Source organism: Chryseobacterium sp. WG14, assembly GCF_024586945.1.
Taxonomy (GTDB): domain Bacteria; phylum Bacteroidota; class Bacteroidia; order Flavobacteriales; family Weeksellaceae; genus Chryseobacterium.
The window spans coordinates 34,464-54,093 of the sequence record NZ_JALCZD010000017.1 but is presented as its reverse complement, the minus strand read 5'-3'; the positions used below and the strand labels follow the sequence as shown (position 1 = coordinate 54,093).

Here is a 19,630-nt window from a genome sequence, read left to right as displayed (position 1 = left end):
TTTGGTTTCTTGATGTTTTTTAGAACTCCAATTTAAAACAACCAAAATATATAAAATATGAACTTAAACCAATATACTGTAAAATCACAGGAAGCCATTCAGGCAGCTCAGCAAGTAGCTCTTGAATTGGGTAATCAAAGTATCGAACCTCAACATATACTTGAAGGGATCTTTCAGGTAGATGAAAATATATCGCCTTTCTTATTAAAAAAATCTGAAGCAGATGCCAATCTGGTAAGAGAGCGCAACCGTGAAAATTTAGAAAAACTTCCAAAAGTACAGGGAGGGAATATTTATCTTTCCCAGTCTGCCAATAAAGTATTGCTGGATGCACCCAACATCGCTAAGAAAATGGATGATGAATATGTAACTATTGAACATTTATGGCTATCCCTTTTGGAGACAAGCTCTGAGGTATCCAAAATGCTGAAGGATATGGGCGTTACCAAAAAATTACTGGAAGGAGGTATTAAAGAATTAAGAAAAGGAAGCAAAGCTACTTCTGCAAGTTCAGAAGAAACTTATCAATCCTTAAATAAATATGCCAAAAACTTTAATGAATTAGCAGCTGAAGGAAAACTGGACCCTGTGATCGGACGTGATGAAGAAATCAGAAGGGTTTTACAGATCCTTTCCAGAAGAACAAAAAACAACCCGATCCTTATCGGAGAACCGGGAGTTGGTAAAACAGCCATTGCTGAAGGAATTGCTCACAGAATTATCAGTGGGGATGTACCTGAAAATCTAATGGATAAGACGTTGTTTTCATTGGATATGGGAGCTTTAATCGCTGGAGCAAAATATAAAGGTGAATTTGAAGAGCGTCTGAAATCTGTAGTGAATGAAGTAAGCAAATCTGACGGACAGATCATACTTTTCATCGATGAGATCCACACATTGGTAGGAGCTGGAGGCGGTGAAGGCGCAATGGATGCTGCCAATATTCTGAAACCGGCTTTAGCAAGAGGGGAACTGAGAGCTATCGGAGCGACTACTCTCAATGAATATCAAAAATATTTTGAAAAGGATAAAGCTTTGGAAAGACGTTTCCAGAAGGTAATGGTAGAGGAACCGGATACGGAGTCTGCAATTTCCATTCTTCGGGGTATTAAAGATAAATATGAGGCTCACCATAAGGTAAGAATCAAAGATGAAGCAATTATTGCAGCTGTGGAAATGTCTCAGAGATATATTTCAGACAGATTCTTACCGGATAAAGCAATTGACCTCATTGATGAGGCTTCTGCTAAATTGAGAATGGAAATCAATTCAAAACCGGAAGAACTGGATGTACTGGATAGAAAATTAATGCAGATGGAAATTGAATTGGCAGCCATCTCAAGAGAGGGTAATGAAACCAAAATCAACCACTTAAAAGAAGATATTGCTAAAATTTCTGAACAGAGAAATGAAATCAATGCCAAATGGCTGAAAGAAAAACAGAAAAGTGAAGATTTAACGCAGATCAAAAAGGAGATTGAATCTTTAAAATTAGAAGCGGAAAGAGCATCCAGAGCCGGTGATTATGCCAAAGTAGCGGAAATACAATATGGAAAACTCCGTGAAAAAGAGGAACAACTGCAAAAGGTTGAACTTGAAATGCAGAACCATCAGAATGAGCTGATCAAAGAAGAGGTTACTGCCGAGAATATTTCTGAAGTTATTGGTAAATGGACGGGTATTCCTGTCACCAAGCTATTACAGTCGGAAAGAGCAAAATTATTGAATCTTGAGGCTGAGCTCCACCATAGAGTTGTAGGACAGGATGAAGCGATACAGGCTGTAGCAGATGCTATCAGAAGAAACAGAGCCGGATTGAGTGATGAGAAAAAACCTATCGGATCCTTCTTATTCTTAGGAACCACAGGTGTTGGTAAGACTGAGCTGGCAAAAGCATTGGCGGAATTTTTATTCGATGATGAAAACAATATGACGAGAATTGATATGAGTGAATATCAGGAGCGTCACAGCGTTTCAAGACTCGTGGGTGCGCCTCCGGGATATATCGGATATGATGAAGGTGGTCAATTGACAGAAGCCGTGAGAAGAAGACCTTATTCAGTAGTGCTTTTAGACGAAATTGAAAAAGCCCATCCTGATGTTTTCAACACATTATTACAGGTGTTGGATGACGGAAGACTGACTGATAATAAAGGTAGAGTTGTAAATTTCAAAAACTCAATTATCATTATGACTTCGAATTTAGGTTCCCATCTGATCCAGGAGAATTTTGAAAATATCACAGAGGAAAATCAGGACGAAATTGTAGCTAAAACAAAAGACGAGGTCTTTGATTTATTGAAACAAAGTCTGCGTCCGGAATTCCTGAACAGAATTGATGAGATCGTACTGTTCCAGCCTTTAAGAAAAAAAGAAATCGGAAAAATCGTTCAGTATCAGCTGAGAGGATTCAATGATATGTTAGCAAAACGGAACATTATCATGACTTTCACTCAGGATGCTGTAGATTATCTGATGGAGAAAGGTTACGATCCTGCATTCGGAGCAAGACCTTTAAAAAGAGTTATCCAACAGGATGTACTGAATAAATTATCTAAAGAGATCCTTGCCGGAAATGTAAATGAAGGAGATAGAATCACATTAGATTTCTTTGAAGAAACAGGTCTTGTTTTCAGACCTGCCGAACAATAAAGTAGTTTTTTTTCATATACATTATTTTGTAAGTAAGTGCTGTAGAATTTTCTGCAGCACTTATTTTTTTATCCTACTTTTGGGATAAAATTTCATCATATCCAAAAAACATATTATTAATTTAAATAAAATATCTTAAATCTGTAAAAATATTTCATTTAACAAATGACAATCCCCCAACTACTTTATGAAAGCATCCTTTGGGTAGAAGGAGCTACAGCACTCATCGCACTACTCTGTTATCATCGTGAAAAACAGCAGTATTGGAAATATTTTTGCCTATACCTGATCATTATATTCCTATGCGAGGTGTTCGGAAAATACAGTCCGCGTTTTATAGAATATGACAGTCCAAAATTTTATAATTATTTTGTGATACCGCTGGAGTTTATATTCTTTTATTGGCTGTATGCTGCGAAAGCTTTCGGAAGGCCCAGACTTTTTTACATTGTAACTTTTATATACCTGCTGTCATTTATCCCAAATGAGATTTTTCTTGATACCAATAAGGAAATCTTTTCCATAAATTACACACTGGGCTGTCTTATATTAATGATCCTTGTGATTATGGAGTACTATAATCAGGTAAATTCTTCTGAGATTGTCAATTTCAGCAAAAACAGAATGTTTTACATCAATCTGGGAGTTACTTTATTTTATATCGGAACCTTGCCTTTCTGGACTTTTTTTGCTCAAATAAAGCAGTATAAAGAAATCTGGAATATTTATTATTCTTATTTTCAAATTTCTCTCATTATCATGTACATCCTGTTTTCAATTTCGCTGATAAAAGGAAAACAGAAACTTAAATATCCCTGATATTTTACACTTAAAAATAAGCAGGTTATCTTTTTAACTATTTTTATCCAGACAACGTGAATTATCATTACATTTACATCACTAATCTAACTAAAACAAAATCAACATGAAAAAATTAAAAAGAGATGAATTAAAGAAAATTGACGGTGGCGTTCTTTCATCGATCATTATGTGTGACGAGTTCTGGAATTGCCCAACAGGCCTATGCTGCACAGCAGGACTGGTTTGCAAGGACCGGACAAAATATCCATGCATATAAAATCTAAGCCGGAGATTGCCTCCGGTTTTTTTTGTCATTATGATAACCTGGTATTTATTTACGTATAGTTGAATTTGCGTACAACCCGTAAAAACACGGTAAAAATAACAGTATAATCCCCAATTTATTACTGTTCTTTCTACCATATTTTTTCCGAAATTTGCAGATACACTAACATTTTTTATAAATACTAAGGTTATGGAAGCAGAATCTACTAATGAACACGGACCAAAATCCGGCAGAATGCCCAATGATTTGATTAAGACTTTAATTGATAATTACCGTCAGAATCATTTGAATGCAATTAACGAGACTTTGGGTATACAAGATGCCCACTCCATCTGGTTTGATCTTCCTAAATTAAAAAAGTTCATTGCGATGATAGAAGAAGAAGCCATGAAAAAGACTCCCGATGTAACTGAGGAAGATTTAGGAATCAGATTTTATTATGCCGCTTATCCAAAGCTTGAAAACTGGAATCTTATGGAATCTCACCCTGTATCGGAAGACTATGCAGGAAGGCATACCCTGGTGATGATCCCTACGGTAAAAAAAACAGATGAAGAAGGAGAAATCCACCATTATGATTTCAATACCTTAGAACATTCTATAAATTTAACATTAATTGCAAAAAAGGGAGGTAAAGAGGAAGATCCTATCGGAGAAAATAACGGGTCATTAACTCCTCCTGGAGATCCTATATCTGAAAGGTTCTAATCTCATAAAAAATATTCAATACTATTTATAACAATGACCGAATTCCAAAAGTTTTTCTTACAAATCATGTATACGGGAGAAGGAATTGCAGCCCTGACATCCCTTATTTACTTTAACCGTGTAAAAAAACAATATTGGAAATATTTTGCCTTGTTTCTGATTGCTATTTTCCTGTGTGAATCTGCAGTAAAATGGGCAGAAAAGCCGTTACACATCAATAGAGTAAAGTTTTACAATTATTTTGTTATGCCCCTTCAGTTTGTGTTCTTTTATTGGCTGTATGCAATAAAATCTTTAAAAAAAGCAAACCTTTTTTATATTTTTTCAGGAATCTATCTTTTATCATTTGTACCCAATGCTTTATTTTTTCCTGATAAAAAGGTAGTTTATTCTTTTAACTATACTTTTGGTTGCTTATTTTTAATGGCTCTTGTCATTATGGAATATTATAAGCAGGTGAATTCATCAAATATTTTAAATTTCAGCACAAACAGAATGTTCTACATTAATCTGGGGATTACTCTTTTTTATATTGGAACCCTCCCATTTATGACATTTATGTCTCTCCTTTGGGAATACAGGAATATTTGGGATTTATATTTTGCTTATTTTCAGATCTCAGGTGCCGTCATGTATATTCTATTTGCAAGTTCATTTATATGGGGAAAACAGAACTCTTAATTACGATTATTCTTTTTAATACATTTTTTTTAATGTTTGTTATTGCCGTAGCTATCTATATCAGAAATTACAGGCAGCGCAAGAAAGAATATCTGACTGAAATTGAAATAAAAAATGAGATCCACCAAAAGGAGCTTCTGGCAACCCAGCTGGAAATCCAGCAGGCAACCATGCAGCAGATTGGAAGGGAACTTCATGACAATATTGGCCAAAAGCTGACGTTGGTAAGTCTCTATACCCAGCAAATGCTTTACGAGAATAAAGTTCCGGAAGCCAGTGAAAGAATTGAACAGGTCTCACAGATTATCAACCAGTCTTTACAGGATCTACGCAGTCTTTCAAAAACATTAACGGACGATAATATCAACCAAAAAGAAATTAAAACACTCATTCAGGAAGAGGTAGATATTACCAATTCTTTTAAAAGGTGTACCGTAAGTTTTGAATGCAGCTTTGATCAGCTCGATTTGAGTTTTGTTCATAAAAACGTAGTTCTGAGAATTATCCAGGAGTTTATTCAAAACAGTATAAAACATTCGGGCTGTAAGAATATTTTTATTACTTTAAATACTTCCGAAAATATCCTTTGGGAACTTTCTATTAATGATGACGGTGTTGGATTTGATACCAGTCAGACAGCATATAATGGGATTGGCCTTACCAATATGAAAAACAGGGCTAGAATCATTGGTGCAGACTTTCATTTTGAAAGCCAGAAAAATACAGGAACTTATCTTCATATTATTTTAAAAAAGCAATCATGAAAAAAACAATTGTAATTGTTGATGACCATATACTTATTGCCAAAGCTCTGGAGGGTATTATTGGTAATTTTAATGAGTTTGAGGTGATCTACGTGTGTGAAAATGGAAAAGATCTGATTCAGAAATTTGAAGAGGGTAACAAGATTCCGGATATCATCCTATTAGATATCAGTATGCCTATTATGAATGGTTTTGAAACGGCAGCCTGGCTCTCGAAAAACTATCCAGATATCAAGATAATGGCCCTCAGCATGCAGGGTGATGACAACAGCGTCATTAAAATGATTAAAAATGGGGCAAAAGGTTATTTGCTAAAAAATACACACCCAAAAGATCTGGAAACAGCATTGACTAGATTAAATTCTGATGGATTTTTCTATCCTGAATGGGCCTCAAAAATTATATTCTCGACCCTCAATAAAGATAAAGAATCTGAAATCACGGTAAAAATTAGCGAAAGGGAAAAAGAATTCCTGAAATACACTGTTACCGAGCTCAGTTATAAGGAAATTGCAGACAGAATGTGTTGCAGCCCAAGGACAGTAGAAAGCTACCGGGATCAGCTTTGTGAAAAACTGGATTTAAAAACCCGGGTAGGACTTGCCGTTTTTGCCATTAAAAATGGTTTTGGCAGTTGACACAGAATAAAAATATTTCGTTTAAATAAACAATATTTACAATTATTAACACCAAAATTACAGCGTATTGTGAAATATAAAAACGTAATTTACTGGATTGATTAAAATTCAATAAAAATTCAAATTAAACACCAAATAAACAATTAAAATATAGATTAAATAACTATTTATCAAACAAACCGTTAAATAATTTGCATATCAATTTCAAATAATATAATTTCACATCCTCAAACAAAAAGACGATATGAAAAAATTATTATTTGGAGCTATTGTACTAAGCTTCATGTCAGCTTGTAACAGTGACAACATTTCAAACCAAGGTGAAGAACCTACAGATCAGGCAAATTCTCCTTCTACAACCGCATTAAAAAGAAGCTGTCCTTCTGTAGAACTCAGAGAAGCAGCCCTGCAGAAAGATCCTGCATTGAGACAAAGAGCAACAGAGATTGAAGCCACTGCTGAAAGATTTGCCAACGATATAAAATTTGGAAAGGTTCTCGCTGATGGAACCGTTGAAATTCCTGTAGTAGTGAATGTATTATACAGAACTGCTACTGAAAATGTTTCAGACGCAAGAATTGCAGAACAAATCGCTGTTTTAAATGCTGATTATAGTGGTACAAATACAGATGCCTCTAAAATACCTACAGAATTCCAAGGGGTAAAAGCTGGCGATGTAAAAGTAAAATTCAAACTGGTAAATACCGTAAGAAAAGTAACAACTAAAACATCATGGACTCCCACTGATGTAGACAACCACACGATGAAAAAAGTCTCTACTGGAGGAATAGATGCTACCAATCCTACCAATTATTTTAATATCTGGGTGGTAAGCAGTATGCCAGATGGTCTATATCAGACTCTTGGATATGCTACTTTTCCTGAATCCGCAGGATTATGGAATGATGGTGTAGTAATTGCAGCTCCATATTTTGGAAAAACAGGAGCAACTGCTAATTTCAACCTGGGAAGAACAGCCACTCATGAAGTAGGGCACTATTTAGGACTTATACACATCTGGGGAGATGCAAGCTGTGGAAATGATCTTGTTGCCGACACTCCAACTCAAACTGGATTCAATAATGGAAAACCACGCTACCCACTTTATAATACTTGTGGCGGAGTAAAAAGATCTGTAATGTTTATGAATTACATGGATTACGTAGATGACGCTGCTATGTTTATGTTCTCCACCGGACAAAAAACAAGAATGCAGTCTGCGGTTGCAGCATCAGGACCAAGATCCGGGCTAAGAGTTTTATAATACATCTACAAACAATTCTATTTAATATTTTAAATCCATCTCAATTGAGATGGATTTTTATTTTCAAATGACTAGAATTTCACCATCAAAAAGAGCTTACAACCCTTATCAGGATTGACTGCTTTAGAAATCAAAAAAAACATCTTAACCAATCGATAAAATGTAATATTTTATTATAAATAAAAAATAAATACAATTATTTACATTAAAATAATTAAATACAAGAAAAATTTAAATCATAAATTTTAATTTTGATTAAAATACACTCTAATTACAATTTACTTAAATAATAATCAAGAAAATTGTATATTTAATAGTAATTTATTAAACAAAACGCGAAATGATTTGCATATTAATTTCAAATACTATAATTTCACATTCTCAAACAAAAAAGAAACGATATGAAAAAATTATTATTTGGAGCTATTGTACTTAGCTTTATGTCAGCTTGTAACAGCGACAACATTTCAAATCAAAATGAAGAATCTACAGATCCGGCAGTTTCTTCTTCATCAATGGCTTTGGAAAGAAGCTGCCCATCAGAAGAAATCAGAGAGGAAGCTTTAAAAAACAGCCCTGAACTCCGACAAAAGTTTGCTGATCTGGAAGCCAATACAGCAAGGTTTGCCAATGACCAAAAACTTGGAAGAGTCTTGGCAGATGGGACCGTAGAAATTCCGGTTGTAGTTAATGTAATCTACAGCAGCACAGCAGGAAATGTTTCAGACGCAAGGATTGCAGAGCAAATAGCTGTATTAAATGCTGATTATTCCGGAACAAACACTGACGCCGGTAGTATTCCTACAGAATTTCAAACAGTAAAAGCAGGTGATACAAAAGTACAATTCAGATTAGTTAATACCATAAGAAAGTCTACAACTAAAACAGGCTGGAAAACAGATGATTCCATGAAAAAAGCCTCATCTGGCGGTATTGATGCTACCAACCCAACCAATTATCTAAATATTTGGGTGGTAAGTAAAATGACCTCTCAAGGAAAAAGCATTCTTGGCTATGCCACTTTTCCTGAATCTGCAGGATCATTAAATGATGGTGTAGTCATTGCTGCTCCATTCTTTGGAAAAACAGGAGCTTCTTCTCCTTACAATCTGGGCAGAACTGCTACTCATGAGGTAGGACATTATCTAAACCTCAGACATATCTGGGGAGATGCAATGTGTGGGAATGACCTAGTAGATGATACTCCTACACAAACTTCATCTAATGGAGGCGCACCAACATACCCATTATACAACACCTGCAATAGTGTAAAAAGGTCTGTTATGTTCATGAATTATATGGATTATGTAAATGATGCTTCCATGTTTATGTTCTCATCTGGACAAAAAACAAGAATGCAGGCTGTAGTTGCCGCATCCGGAGCAAGAGCAGGGTTAAGAGTTTTATAATACATCTCTAAATACAATCTTATTTAATATTTTAAATCCATCTCCATTGAGATGGATTTTTTTATTTTTAGGAAGTTTAATCCTCAAACATCATAATGATAAAAGGTCATTATCCTCCAGTTAAAAAAATGCAGTGATCGCGGCAAAATTTACGGGACAATTAGCTTCCTTTTCCAACGGCTTGAAACAGATATGCCAGATGACTAAATTTTCATTAAAAATCAAAAACAATAGTATTTTTTTTAGTTAAAAAACACAAAAAAGTGAAATATAAAAACAAAATTACTAAAATTGATTAAAATTCAAATTAAATTAAATTTATTTAAGATAATCACAATCATTAACAATAAAGATTAATAATAATTAAATAAATTAAGAAATAATTTGCACATTAAGTTTATTTAATATAAATTCACAAACTCAAAACCAAAATAATATAATATGAAAAAACTTCTTTTTGGAGCTGGAATTCTATTTCTGGCTTCTTGTAACAACGATGTCAATTCTGTAACGGAACAACAGGACATGCAACCCCAGGAAACCGCCAGCAGAAGATCTTGCCCGTCGGATGAAATGAGGAACAAAATTCTAAGTACAGATCCTGCAGCCAGAGCCAGAGTTAACGCTATTGAAGAGTTTACGGAAAAGCGTCTTAACGACATAAAAGTAGGCAAGGTATTGGCAGATGGCACCGTAGAAATTCCTGTAGTATTCAATGTTGTTTATAACACAAGCAGTGAAAATGTATCTGACACGCGCTTACAATCCCAGATTGATGTCCTGAACAGAGATTATGGAGCTACCAATGCAGACAACAGCAATACACCATCAGAATTCGTTCCTGTAAAGGCCGGAGACACCAAAATCAGATTCAGATTAGCTAAAACAGTGAGAAAGCAAAACAGCACAACGCTTTGGAATCCTGACGAGAATAAGATGAAATCAGCAAGTACAGGTATTGCAGCTACTACTCCAGACAATTACCTAAACATTTGGGTAGTCAATAAAATGACAGGCGGCACCCTTGGATATGCTTATTATCCGGGAACCATCACTGGCTCCTTAGATGGTGTAGTAATAGCTGCTCCCTATATAGGAACAGGATCCGGAACTTCAGCACCTTTCAATTTGGGAAGAACAGCCACTCATGAAGTGGGACATTATTTAAATCTTCCTCACCTTTGGGGCTCATCAAACACAGGCTGCCAGACAGATTACTCTAATGATACACCTGTTTCGCCTGGTCCAAATTACGGAACACCTTCTTATCCTCTTAGCCGTGCTTGCGGTGGAGTAAGCCGTTCTCAAATCTTCATGAATTACATGGATTATGTGGATGACAAGATCATGGTCATGTTTACAACCAATCAAAAACAAAGAATGCAGGCTGTGGTTTCTGCATCCGGACCAAGATCAGGGTTGAGAGTATATTAAACCATTAATATATTAAGATTTGCTTAAAAAAAATCTGTCCCAATTTAGGGATGGATTTTTTTTATACTTTTATGCGATTCTAATTTCAGAACAACAAAGATGAAAAAAATAATATTAGCAGCCAGCATGTTTTTACATTTATGCTGTTATAAAGCACAAGATACTGTTCAGTCTCGAAATCTGCAAAAAGATATTTCATTAATAAGCTCTGATATACCTATTGAAAATAAAACAACTTTCTTCAAAAAAGAATGGGTGAAAAAATCTATAGCTCCAGCCATACTTTTTACAGCTGCTGCAGCAACCTGGGGAGAGAAGGAAAATATCCGTGAAGTCCGAAACCGCTATCTTCCTACATTCAAGGCAAAATATGATGATTATCTGCAATATGCTCCTGCAGTTGCTGTTTACGGATTAAAACTTTCCGGAGTTAAAGGGCGGAACAATATAGGAAGAGCTACACTTTCTTACATTACCAGTTTAGCTATTATGGGTATTGTGGTGAATTCAATCAAATATACATCAAAAGTTGAACGACCTGACCGCTCTAAAAATAATTCATTCCCATCCGGCCACGCTGCTATGGCTTTTACCAATGCAAGTTTTCTGCATAAAGAATATGGTATGGTAAACCCAGCATACAGTATTGGAGGATATAGTACAGCCACTCTTACGGCGCTTGGTCGGAATTTAAACAACAGACACTGGCTTCCTGATGTATTGGCCGGTGCAGGAATAGGTATTATATCTACGGAATTAGGCTATTTCTTTATTGACAAAATATATAAAAACAAAGGTGATAATTTAAGTCTTTTATCGAGGATACAGGGAAATGATTATCCTTCTTTCCTGGCTATAAAACTGGGCACAGCATTGGGTACAACAAATTTCCTGAAAGAGTCTGATCTTGACAATAAAAAACAAGTAGGCTTTGAAGGCGGATTGGAAGGAGCTTATTTCTTTTCAAAAAAATGGGGTATCGGAGCAGACATCACCTTTAGCAGCTTTCCCGTTAAGCCTCTAAAAGAAACGTTAGATAACGGAGAAGATTTTGGAGATTACACTATTATTACCCAATCTTTAGGTTTTCTAGGTGCCGGAATAGGGCCTTATTTCTCGCACGAGTTTTCAGATAAATGGCAGTTTACATTAAAAGCCACTGCCGGATACGCAGCCACAGCAAGCGGAAAAGTCTCTATAAAAAGTGACAATATAGACACACCAACTCATGAGCTTCCTATTGCCAGTTATAAACCTAAGCCCGCTTTCCGGTGGAATACGGGAGCTTCCCTTACTTATAAATTCAATCCCGGAATAGGACTTACATTATATGCCGATTACAACCAGATAAAATCTACGATCCGATATCATTTTAGTGATGAAATAAAAGAAAACGACGAATTAAATGAAGAGCTTAATCATGTCATTGCAAAGGAAAGAATCAATTATATCACGTTAGGTTTACGGTTAACAGCCTATTTTTAAAATAAAAAAGCCTTCAAAAATCTGAAGGCTTTGCTTTTATAGTATTTTAGTATTGTCTTCCGGAGTGTAATCCATAAAAAGATCTCCATCCAGCTGTACCGATTTTACTTTTTTCTTGATGGGAATCACAAGATCAGTTAGTTTTTGGTCTTTCTCCCAAATGGAAGGTGAAAAATGCAGCTTCTCCGTTGTTCCGTCCTCATAAGACAGGATAGCATCAAACGGAATAGCAAACCCTCCTACATTGATAATATTTACCGTAAGCAGATCATTCATCTGGGAAACTCCCGCCACTTTTACATCTATATAATGATTGGTATAAAACCAGTTATGGAAGAACCAATTCAAATTTTTTCCGGATCCTGTATTCATAGAATTAAAATAATCCCAGGGAACAGGATGCTTACCATTCCAGTTATCCATATAATGATGCAATGCTTTTTTAAACAATTCATCTCCAAGATAATCTTTTAGGGCAAGATAGGATAACGATGCTTTTACATAAGAATTATTTCCATAGCCGGAGCCGCTTACCTGTGTGCTCATAGTGATAACAGGCTGATCCTGCTCTGCGGAAGCATCATTGATCCATTTTTTAACACGGAAGTTTTTATAAAATTCTTTTGCTTTAGCCTCACCGTTTTCATCAATTCCTATAAGATATTCCAATGTTGTTGCCCATCCTTCATCCATAAAAGCATATCTTGTTTCATTGATTCCCATATAAAAAGGGAAATAGGTATGCGCAATTTCATGATCGGCAGTAAGTCTTGCATCCTGAAGATCATCCGGAATACTGGAATCATTAATCATCATAGGGTATTCCATATCAGCATATCCCTGAATGGCTGTCATTACATTATAAGGATATTCTACTCCCGGCCAGTTTTTCGAAAACCAGTCCAGATTATAGCGCATCCACCCTACATATTGTTCGAAATCTTTTGCTCCGGCTTTGTATCCTGCCTGCACACTCGCTCTTTTTGTTTTCAGCTGGACACTGGCCGCATCCCATACGTAATGATTACTTAATGCAAAACAAAAATCAGTAATATGGTTCGCTTTAAACTTCCAAACATTCCATTTATTCTGTCTGGTTACTTTCCCGGACTTCATTTCCTGCTCTGTTGCAATATGTATCAGCTTATCACTCTTCAGGGAAGCTTTATATCTTTTTAAATATTCCGGCTGAAGGACAGCATCAGGATTCAGGAAATCCCCGGTTGCCCAAACCACATAATTTTTGGGAGCCGTAATAGCAAAACTATAATCATTAAAGTCATTGTAAAACTCCTGTCTGTCTGAATGGGGAAGCATATCCCATCCATTATAATCGTCATATACAGAAATTCTTGGGAAAGAATAAGCTACATAAAAAGTTTCAGGATCTATCTGTCCTTCTCTTCCACTCTGCACAGAAAGCGGGTATTCCCATTCTATTTTAACCTCAGCTTTTGATTTTGATTTTAAAGCTGATTTCAATTTCACTTTTTCAACAGTTCCCCAATCATCGCTGTCAATATCATACCTTTCACCATTTACAATAAATGATTTGATTTTAAGTCCCGAAGACAAAAAATCTTTAGAGACCGTTCCTGATCTTGGAGATTGTGGCTTATGAAGGTTATTAACAAACCTGATGGCCAATTCATTAAGGTTATCTGAGCTATTGTTAGTGTAAACAATTGTTTCTTTTCCTGAAACTATTTTTGTATTGGCATCTACCTTTACTTCAACATTATAAATTCCTTTATTCTGCCAATAGTTTTTACCCGGCGCTCCCGAAATGTCGCGCGTTCCTTTTTCATAGGCTTTTTTGATATTTCTCGGCATATATAAGTCCTGTGCAGAAAGCTGGAATAATGAAACCACCACCATCACACCGGAAAAAATTCTCTTCATAACTATCTTTTTTAAGATTGGTATCAAAAATAGCGAAAATGTGACACAGAGCAGCAAATTCTTTGATAAGAATATTTAACAATAACCGTATTTTGTTTAATTATTTACAATCGTTCCTGTTCTTCTGTTTTTTTTATCGTTTTGGCGTTCTTTACAGACTGGTTTCCAAAATTGAACTTCAAAGAGAAGGTAAAGCCTTGTGTATCGTTATAATCCAGGAAATAATTATCCTGATTGGCATATTGGGTGCTTACTTTCTGCCCCATGGTCCTGAAGATATCATTGAATATAAAACTGGCATCCAGTTTTTTGTTGAAAAACTTCCTGTTCATTACAAAATAAGCAGTCCAGGCATTCGAAATTTTAAATGTTCCCTGTATTCCCGGAGAATAGTAACGGTGTCCCACTTCTAATTTCCAGTCGTTACTTTTATCCAGCGTAAAGCTTGTAGAAACATTGGAAACCCAGTTCCATACTTTATTTTTGTACAGTATTCCGTCGGTACCTTTAAAATAATTTTCATTATGTTCTAGATTTTCGGACAGAATAAGGTTCCACCATGGTTTTATCTGCAAATTCTTATATACACTCAGTCCGAAAGCTTCTCCTTTTTCAATATTGGTAAAATAGTAGATCAGGCTGTTGGTATTGGGCTCCTGAAAGGAAATTTCCATAGAAGGATAGATCTCTTTTCGGTAGTATAGATCGAGATTCCACTCTTTCCAGGAATAGGTAAAGTTAAGATTATGAGTAATGGTCGCTTTTAATTTGGGGTCTCCCTGGTAATAGGAGAAAAGATTATAGTAAGACTTTGCAGGATTCAGCCAGGAATAGGTAGGCCTGCTGATGCGTTTGCCGTAGGAAAATCCAAATTCCTGCTTATTTTCCGTAGTATATTGGGTGTAAAAAGTAGGGAAAAGGTTCCAGTATTTATTTTTATTCCGGTCATAAGGCTCAGAAACAATTCCCTCCAGGTCGGTCATTTCTGCACGCAGCCCGGCTTTGAAGTTCCATTTTCCGATGGTGTATCCTAAAGAAGAATAAACGGCAAAATTATGTTCCTTATAATCAAAAATACTGCTTTTATCCGGTCTGTACTGCAGCATTCCATTTTCATTATCAGAAAAATCCAATCTGCTGTTTGTTTTTACAAAACTGTATTTTACGCCGGATTCAAGGTCAAATTTTTCATTTTTCCATTGATAATCTGCCTGTGTGGAATAGAGCTGAACATCAGTTTTATTTTGGGTCATAAAATTCTCTTCCCTTGGAGACTGTCCGGCAAAATTCAGGGAAGTGATCACATTTTGATATTTATCGGTGTTGTTTCCTGTAAAATAATTAATCCATGACAGGCTGCTTTTTTTATTCAATTTTCTATCTATCTGAAAGCTTAAAGAATTATTAATACTGCGGTTTTGGTGATCATTAACTGTGGTATAATCAGACTCAGCAATATTCTGATTATTATAGATTATTGTGGGAACATTGTATATTCCATAAGACTTTGGAGAGTAAAACCCTGAATAGTTGAGACTTAAGCTAGTCAAACTGTCCAACTCATATTCCACATTAAAATTCAGGGTATTCTGGTTATGGTTTTTATCCTTCCTGTTCATCGTACTTACCCATCTCTTCTGGCTTTCCATATAATTGACATAATCTGTTCCTTCCCTGTAGTAAGTCCCCATCCCTTTATAATAGCTCGCCATAACGGAGAGTTTATCTTTTTTATAATATTGAGAAAGTCCGAAAACACCTTTTGCGTACTGTGTCTGTATATATTTAGATGACAAAATTCCCCGGTAGCCTTCAACTTTATTTTTTTTCATGATAATATTGAGCACTGCACTTCCCGATGCTTCATATTTTGCAGGAGGATTGGTAATCACTTCTACAGACTTCACCTCATCTCCCTGAGTATTTTCCAGGAGATTTTTGAGCTCATCGCCAGTCAGCATCACCTTTTTATCATTAATGGTCACCAAAATTCCGGTACTTCCTTTTACACTAAGGACATTATTATTAACCGTTACATTGGGTGTATTTTTCAAAATCTCCCAGGCATTGAGTGATGAAATATTACTGTTCTCCACATTAAACTCCAGACGGTCTACTTTTCTTTTCACCAAAGGCTTGCGCTTGGTCATCACCACCTCTCCTATTTCATGAGATTCTTTTTTCATGATGATATGCAATGGCTCAGGATTTTGAAGATCCAGATTTTTTTCATACAGGGCATATCCTTCGCTCTTCACAACAAGCTTTACATTTTGTTCTGAAATTCCTTCTAAAATAAAGCTGCCGTCAATATTTGTTTTCAGCACTTTAATCAGTTCATTCCGGGAATTATAGAGTTCCACCTTTATTGCGGAAAGCTTTTCATTCTGATTGCTGACAACCATTCCTTCAAGTTTTTGCTTTTGGGCAAATACCAACAGGGGAAAACATAGAAAAAGAAAAATTTTATACATCATTACCGTTTTTTGAATGACACAAAGCAATATGACTGTCTTGCTTTATGGTACAAAACTCTGAAATGAAAGGGTAAGTTTCGGTTAACAGGAGGTTAATGATAGGTTAACGTCCATTGCCCTGTTCTTTTCCTCTTTAAGAAACAGAAAACGCAATGTATATACTGGTTAATGAAAGGTTAATATCAAAATAAATCTCCTCGAAAATAGCTAAAGCTTTATCTTTGTTTTAATGATGTCCAAAAGCAGATACCTTATTCCTCTATTCGCTACGTTATTCCTGATTTTATTGGGAATCCAGGTCTATTTCATTTATAAAACGTATCAGGTAAAAGAAAGGGATATCTACAGGTCTATTCAGGAAGGTCTGTCCAATTACACCGATAAACTGGAGGATGTGAGTACAAAAGAAATGAAAGATGATTCTCTTCAGAGTATTATTATCCAATATTATGATAAGGAAATCAGCAAAAAAGATTTTTTAAACCACTTCTTAGACAACAGACAACCTACCCGGGAAAAGCTAAATCGTTATATCAGCAGCCGTTTCAAAAAAGAAGGCTATGATATTTCTGCAAAAATTCAATACTACTCAATCATACATCTTCCGGACAGCACTAAAATAATCGATCAGCCAATCATCATTTTTGAAACAAAAAACAAGGTTAAAAATTCTAAAATTTCAACAACCAGCAGCTGGGAAACCTCTTCCACCAAAAGGAATGATAAAAACAATGAAAAAATTGAAAGGAAAAACACTTTTTTAGTCAAAAGTAAAACTGAATTTGAAATTGCCAATATTAAGAGCATTGTATTTAAAGAACTTACCTTATTGATTATTTGCTGTATCATCCTTCTTGCAAGCGTTCTACTGCTGTATATCTTCACTGTTAAAAACCTCATAAACCAGCAAAAACAGGTAGAGGTACTTCATACCGTAGTAGACAATATATCACACGAATTCAAAACACCTATTGCCACATTAAAAATAGCTTCTAAAACTTTAAAGAAAGAATGGAATCCGGAAACGCTTCCCCTTATTGACCGGCAGATTTACAGACTTGAGGCCCTTATGTCCCAGCTTCACAAAGATGAACTCCCGGATAAAGCTACTCCCGTAAAGCCTGAAGATTGGGATTTCTTTATTCAGGATCTGGCCTTCACTTACTTCAATACAGATTTTAAATTTGAAAATAATATATCACAGGAGCTTCCTTTTGATAAAAACCTGATGGAAACCATTATCAAAAACCTCTGTGAGAACAGTGTAAAATATGGTGCTTCCAGTATAAAAATCAATATCAGCAGTTCTCTACAGCATTTAGAAATTGAAATTTCCGACAACGGCTTTGGCATGGAAACTAAAGAATTAAAAAATATCTTTGAAAAATTCTACAGGATACAGGCCAACAATATCCATAACAATAAAGGATTGGGGCTTGGGCTGTATATCGTTAAAAAAATTGTTACAGAATATCACGGCAAAATACATGTTTCCAGCCAGCCTAAAGTGGGAACTGCTTTTAAAATATCTATTCCTTATGAAAACTAAAATCCTTTTAGCAGAAGATGATCCTGATTTCGGAATGATCCTGAAACAATATCTTGAACTGGAAGATTTTGAAGTCACCTGGTTTGAAAACCCTGAAGATATTGTAAAAATAATCCCTTCCGAATTCCCTTTCCATATTGGAATTCTGGATATTATGATGCCTAATATTGATGGTTTTTCTTTAGCTAAAATGATCCTGCAGGAAAAAAGTGATTTCCCATTGCTTTTTTTAACCGCCAAGAATCAGAAAATAGACCGGTTAACCGGATTAAAAATAGGAGCAGACGATTATATTGCCAAACCCTGCGATCCTGAGGAACTCATTTTGAGAATAAAAAACATACTCAGAAGAACTTTACCGACGGCTGTAGAAACATACATTAAGATTGGAGAATATTCTTTAGACACCAGTAAACTTTTACTTTCACACAATGAGGGGAGCATACGCCTTACGGTTCGGGAACAGGAACTCCTTGTCTATCTTTTGAAGCATAATCACACCACGATAACAAGAGACAACATCCTGGATAACCTCTGGGAAACCAATGATTATTTTACAGGAAGAAGCCTTGATGTATTTATCAGCAGACTCAGAAAATATTTCAGCCATGACCCGGAAGTAAAAATCCAATCCCTGAGAGGAATTGGATTTGAAGTTGATTTTCCAACGCATTGATCTTAGAAGGAAAGCTCTGTAATCACCGGAAAATGATCCGATGGATACAGCAGGTTTTCCCTTCTGTCATTAATGTGTCTATTTGATTTGATCCTGAAACCTTTTGTAAAAATATAATCAATCCTTTCTTTAGGTACTTCGTTGATATTAAAGCCTGTAAAAGTTCCTACCGGACCATAATGCTTCGTTTCCGAATGATAGAAACTATCTTTCATATGTTGGGAAAGAATCTTAATCGGCTCTGTATCATCTGTCAGGTTAAAGTCTCCACTTAAGGTTACCGGAAGGTTTTTGGGATTAAGTTCCTGAATCTTTTTTATAATCAATTCAGAAGATTTAACCCTTGCCACATTTCCAACATGATCAAAATGAAGATTCATTGCTAAAAATTCTTTTTTAGATTTTCTATCCCTGAACACAGCATACGTACAGATTCTGTTCAGTGCAGCATCCCAGCCTTTTGAAGGTTTTTCCGGAGTTTCAGACAGCCAGAATGTTCCGGATTTTACGACATCAAGCCTCTTGGTATCGTAAAAAATAGCAGAAAACTCTCCTTTTTCTTTTCCATCATCCCTGCCTACACCAATATAGTCATAGTTCTTCAATTCGCTTTTAAGATCTTTCATCTGCTCGGGAAGTGCTTCCTGAACTCCGAAATAATCGGGATGGTAATAGGTTAATAAATCGGCGACATCCTGTTTTCTCTGAGGCCAGGCATTCTCTTTATCCGATTCTACATTAAGCCGGATATTAAAACTCATCACCGTAAGATCCTGTGAAAACCCCAATACAAAAAGCATCAGGAGCATAATTGAAAATCTGAAATTCATAGTTTATTTTATCAATAAGAGACAAAAATAAGACTTCTCTGTGACAGGGAAGTCTTATTTATATGATAATATTG

The 19,630-nt window shown here is 35.7% G+C and carries 15 protein-coding genes; 12 read left to right on the top strand and 3 right to left on the bottom strand.

Features of this window, described 5'->3' with window-relative positions; all coding sequences use genetic code 11:
* Positions 1–57 precede the first annotated feature (57 nt).
* The 10 genes from clpB (at position 58) to MP478_RS20995 (ending at position 12,122) form a co-directional block, all read left to right on the top strand.
* Entirely contained in the window at positions 58–2,652 is a 2,595-nt protein-coding gene (gene clpB / locus MP478_RS21040) for an ATP-dependent chaperone ClpB (RefSeq protein ID WP_257201566.1), read from the top strand.
* A gap of 165 nt (positions 2,653–2,817) precedes the next feature.
* Positions 2,818–3,471, top strand: coding sequence for a hypothetical protein (locus tag MP478_RS21035; RefSeq protein ID WP_257201565.1), 654 nt, complete (start codon positions 2,818–2,820; stop codon positions 3,469–3,471).
* A 457-nt stretch (positions 3,472–3,928) separates the two neighbouring features.
* The gene (locus MP478_RS21030) at positions 3,929–4,447 is read left to right on the top strand and encodes a hypothetical protein (RefSeq protein ID WP_257201564.1); all 519 of its coding nucleotides are present in this window, start codon (positions 3,929–3,931) and stop codon (positions 4,445–4,447) included.
* Positions 4,448–4,480: 33 nt separating this feature from the next.
* The gene (locus tag MP478_RS21025) at positions 4,481–5,128 is read left to right on the top strand and encodes a hypothetical protein (RefSeq protein WP_257201562.1); all 648 of its coding nucleotides are present in this window, start codon (positions 4,481–4,483) and stop codon (positions 5,126–5,128) included.
* The gene (locus MP478_RS21020; RefSeq protein ID WP_257201561.1) at positions 5,107–5,892 is read left to right on the top strand and encodes a sensor histidine kinase; all 786 of its coding nucleotides are present in this window, start codon (positions 5,107–5,109) and stop codon (positions 5,890–5,892) included. The genes MP478_RS21025 and MP478_RS21020 overlap by 22 nt, the downstream gene beginning before the upstream one ends.
* On the top strand, positions 5,889–6,530 hold the full coding sequence (locus MP478_RS21015) for a response regulator transcription factor (RefSeq protein WP_257201558.1): 642 nt from the start codon (positions 5,889–5,891) through the stop codon (positions 6,528–6,530). The genes MP478_RS21020 and MP478_RS21015 overlap by 4 nt, the downstream gene beginning before the upstream one ends.
* A 244-nt stretch (positions 6,531–6,774) precedes the next feature.
* Positions 6,775–7,794 (top strand): zinc metalloprotease, encoded by a 1,020-nt coding sequence (locus MP478_RS21010; RefSeq protein ID WP_257201557.1) that lies wholly within the window; start codon positions 6,775–6,777, stop codon positions 7,792–7,794.
* 401 nt (positions 7,795–8,195) lie between these two features.
* Positions 8,196–9,203, top strand: coding sequence for a zinc metalloprotease (locus MP478_RS21005; RefSeq protein ID WP_257201556.1), 1,008 nt, complete (start codon positions 8,196–8,198; stop codon positions 9,201–9,203).
* A 441-nt stretch (positions 9,204–9,644) separates the two neighbouring features.
* The gene (locus tag MP478_RS21000; RefSeq protein WP_230041162.1) at positions 9,645–10,637 is read left to right on the top strand and encodes a zinc metalloprotease; all 993 of its coding nucleotides are present in this window, start codon (positions 9,645–9,647) and stop codon (positions 10,635–10,637) included.
* 99 nt (positions 10,638–10,736) lie between these two features.
* Positions 10,737–12,122, top strand: a complete 1,386-nt coding sequence (locus MP478_RS20995; RefSeq protein WP_230041163.1) for a phosphatase PAP2 family protein — start codon at positions 10,737–10,739, stop codon at positions 12,120–12,122.
* Positions 12,123–12,158: 36 nt separating this feature from the next.
* Here the strand turns inward: MP478_RS20995 and MP478_RS20990 are convergent, their stop codons facing one another.
* Together MP478_RS20990 and MP478_RS20985 are read right to left on the bottom strand one after the other, a co-directional pair.
* Positions 12,159–14,024, bottom strand: a complete 1,866-nt coding sequence (locus MP478_RS20990; protein ID WP_257201555.1) for a M1 family metallopeptidase — start codon at positions 14,022–14,024, stop codon at positions 12,159–12,161.
* A gap of 104 nt (positions 14,025–14,128) precedes the next feature.
* Positions 14,129–16,501, bottom strand: a complete 2,373-nt coding sequence (locus MP478_RS20985; protein WP_257201554.1) for an outer membrane beta-barrel family protein — start codon at positions 16,499–16,501, stop codon at positions 14,129–14,131.
* Between the two features lie 229 nt (positions 16,502–16,730).
* Between MP478_RS20985 and MP478_RS20980 the strand changes: the two genes are divergently transcribed.
* Positions 16,731–18,050, top strand: coding sequence for a sensor histidine kinase KdpD (locus MP478_RS20980; protein ID WP_257201553.1), 1,320 nt, complete (start codon positions 16,731–16,733; stop codon positions 18,048–18,050).
* Positions 18,040–18,726, top strand: a complete 687-nt coding sequence (locus MP478_RS20975) for a response regulator transcription factor (protein WP_230041167.1) — start codon at positions 18,040–18,042, stop codon at positions 18,724–18,726. The genes MP478_RS20980 and MP478_RS20975 overlap by 11 nt, the downstream gene beginning before the upstream one ends.
* A gap of 2 nt (positions 18,727–18,728) precedes the next feature.
* On the opposite strand, the gene MP478_RS20970 is transcribed toward MP478_RS20975, so the two are convergent.
* Positions 18,729–19,556: an endonuclease/exonuclease/phosphatase family protein gene (locus MP478_RS20970; protein ID WP_257201552.1), complete on the bottom strand. Its 828-nt coding sequence runs from the start codon at positions 19,554–19,556 to the stop codon at positions 18,729–18,731.
* Positions 19,557–19,630 lie beyond the last annotated feature (74 nt).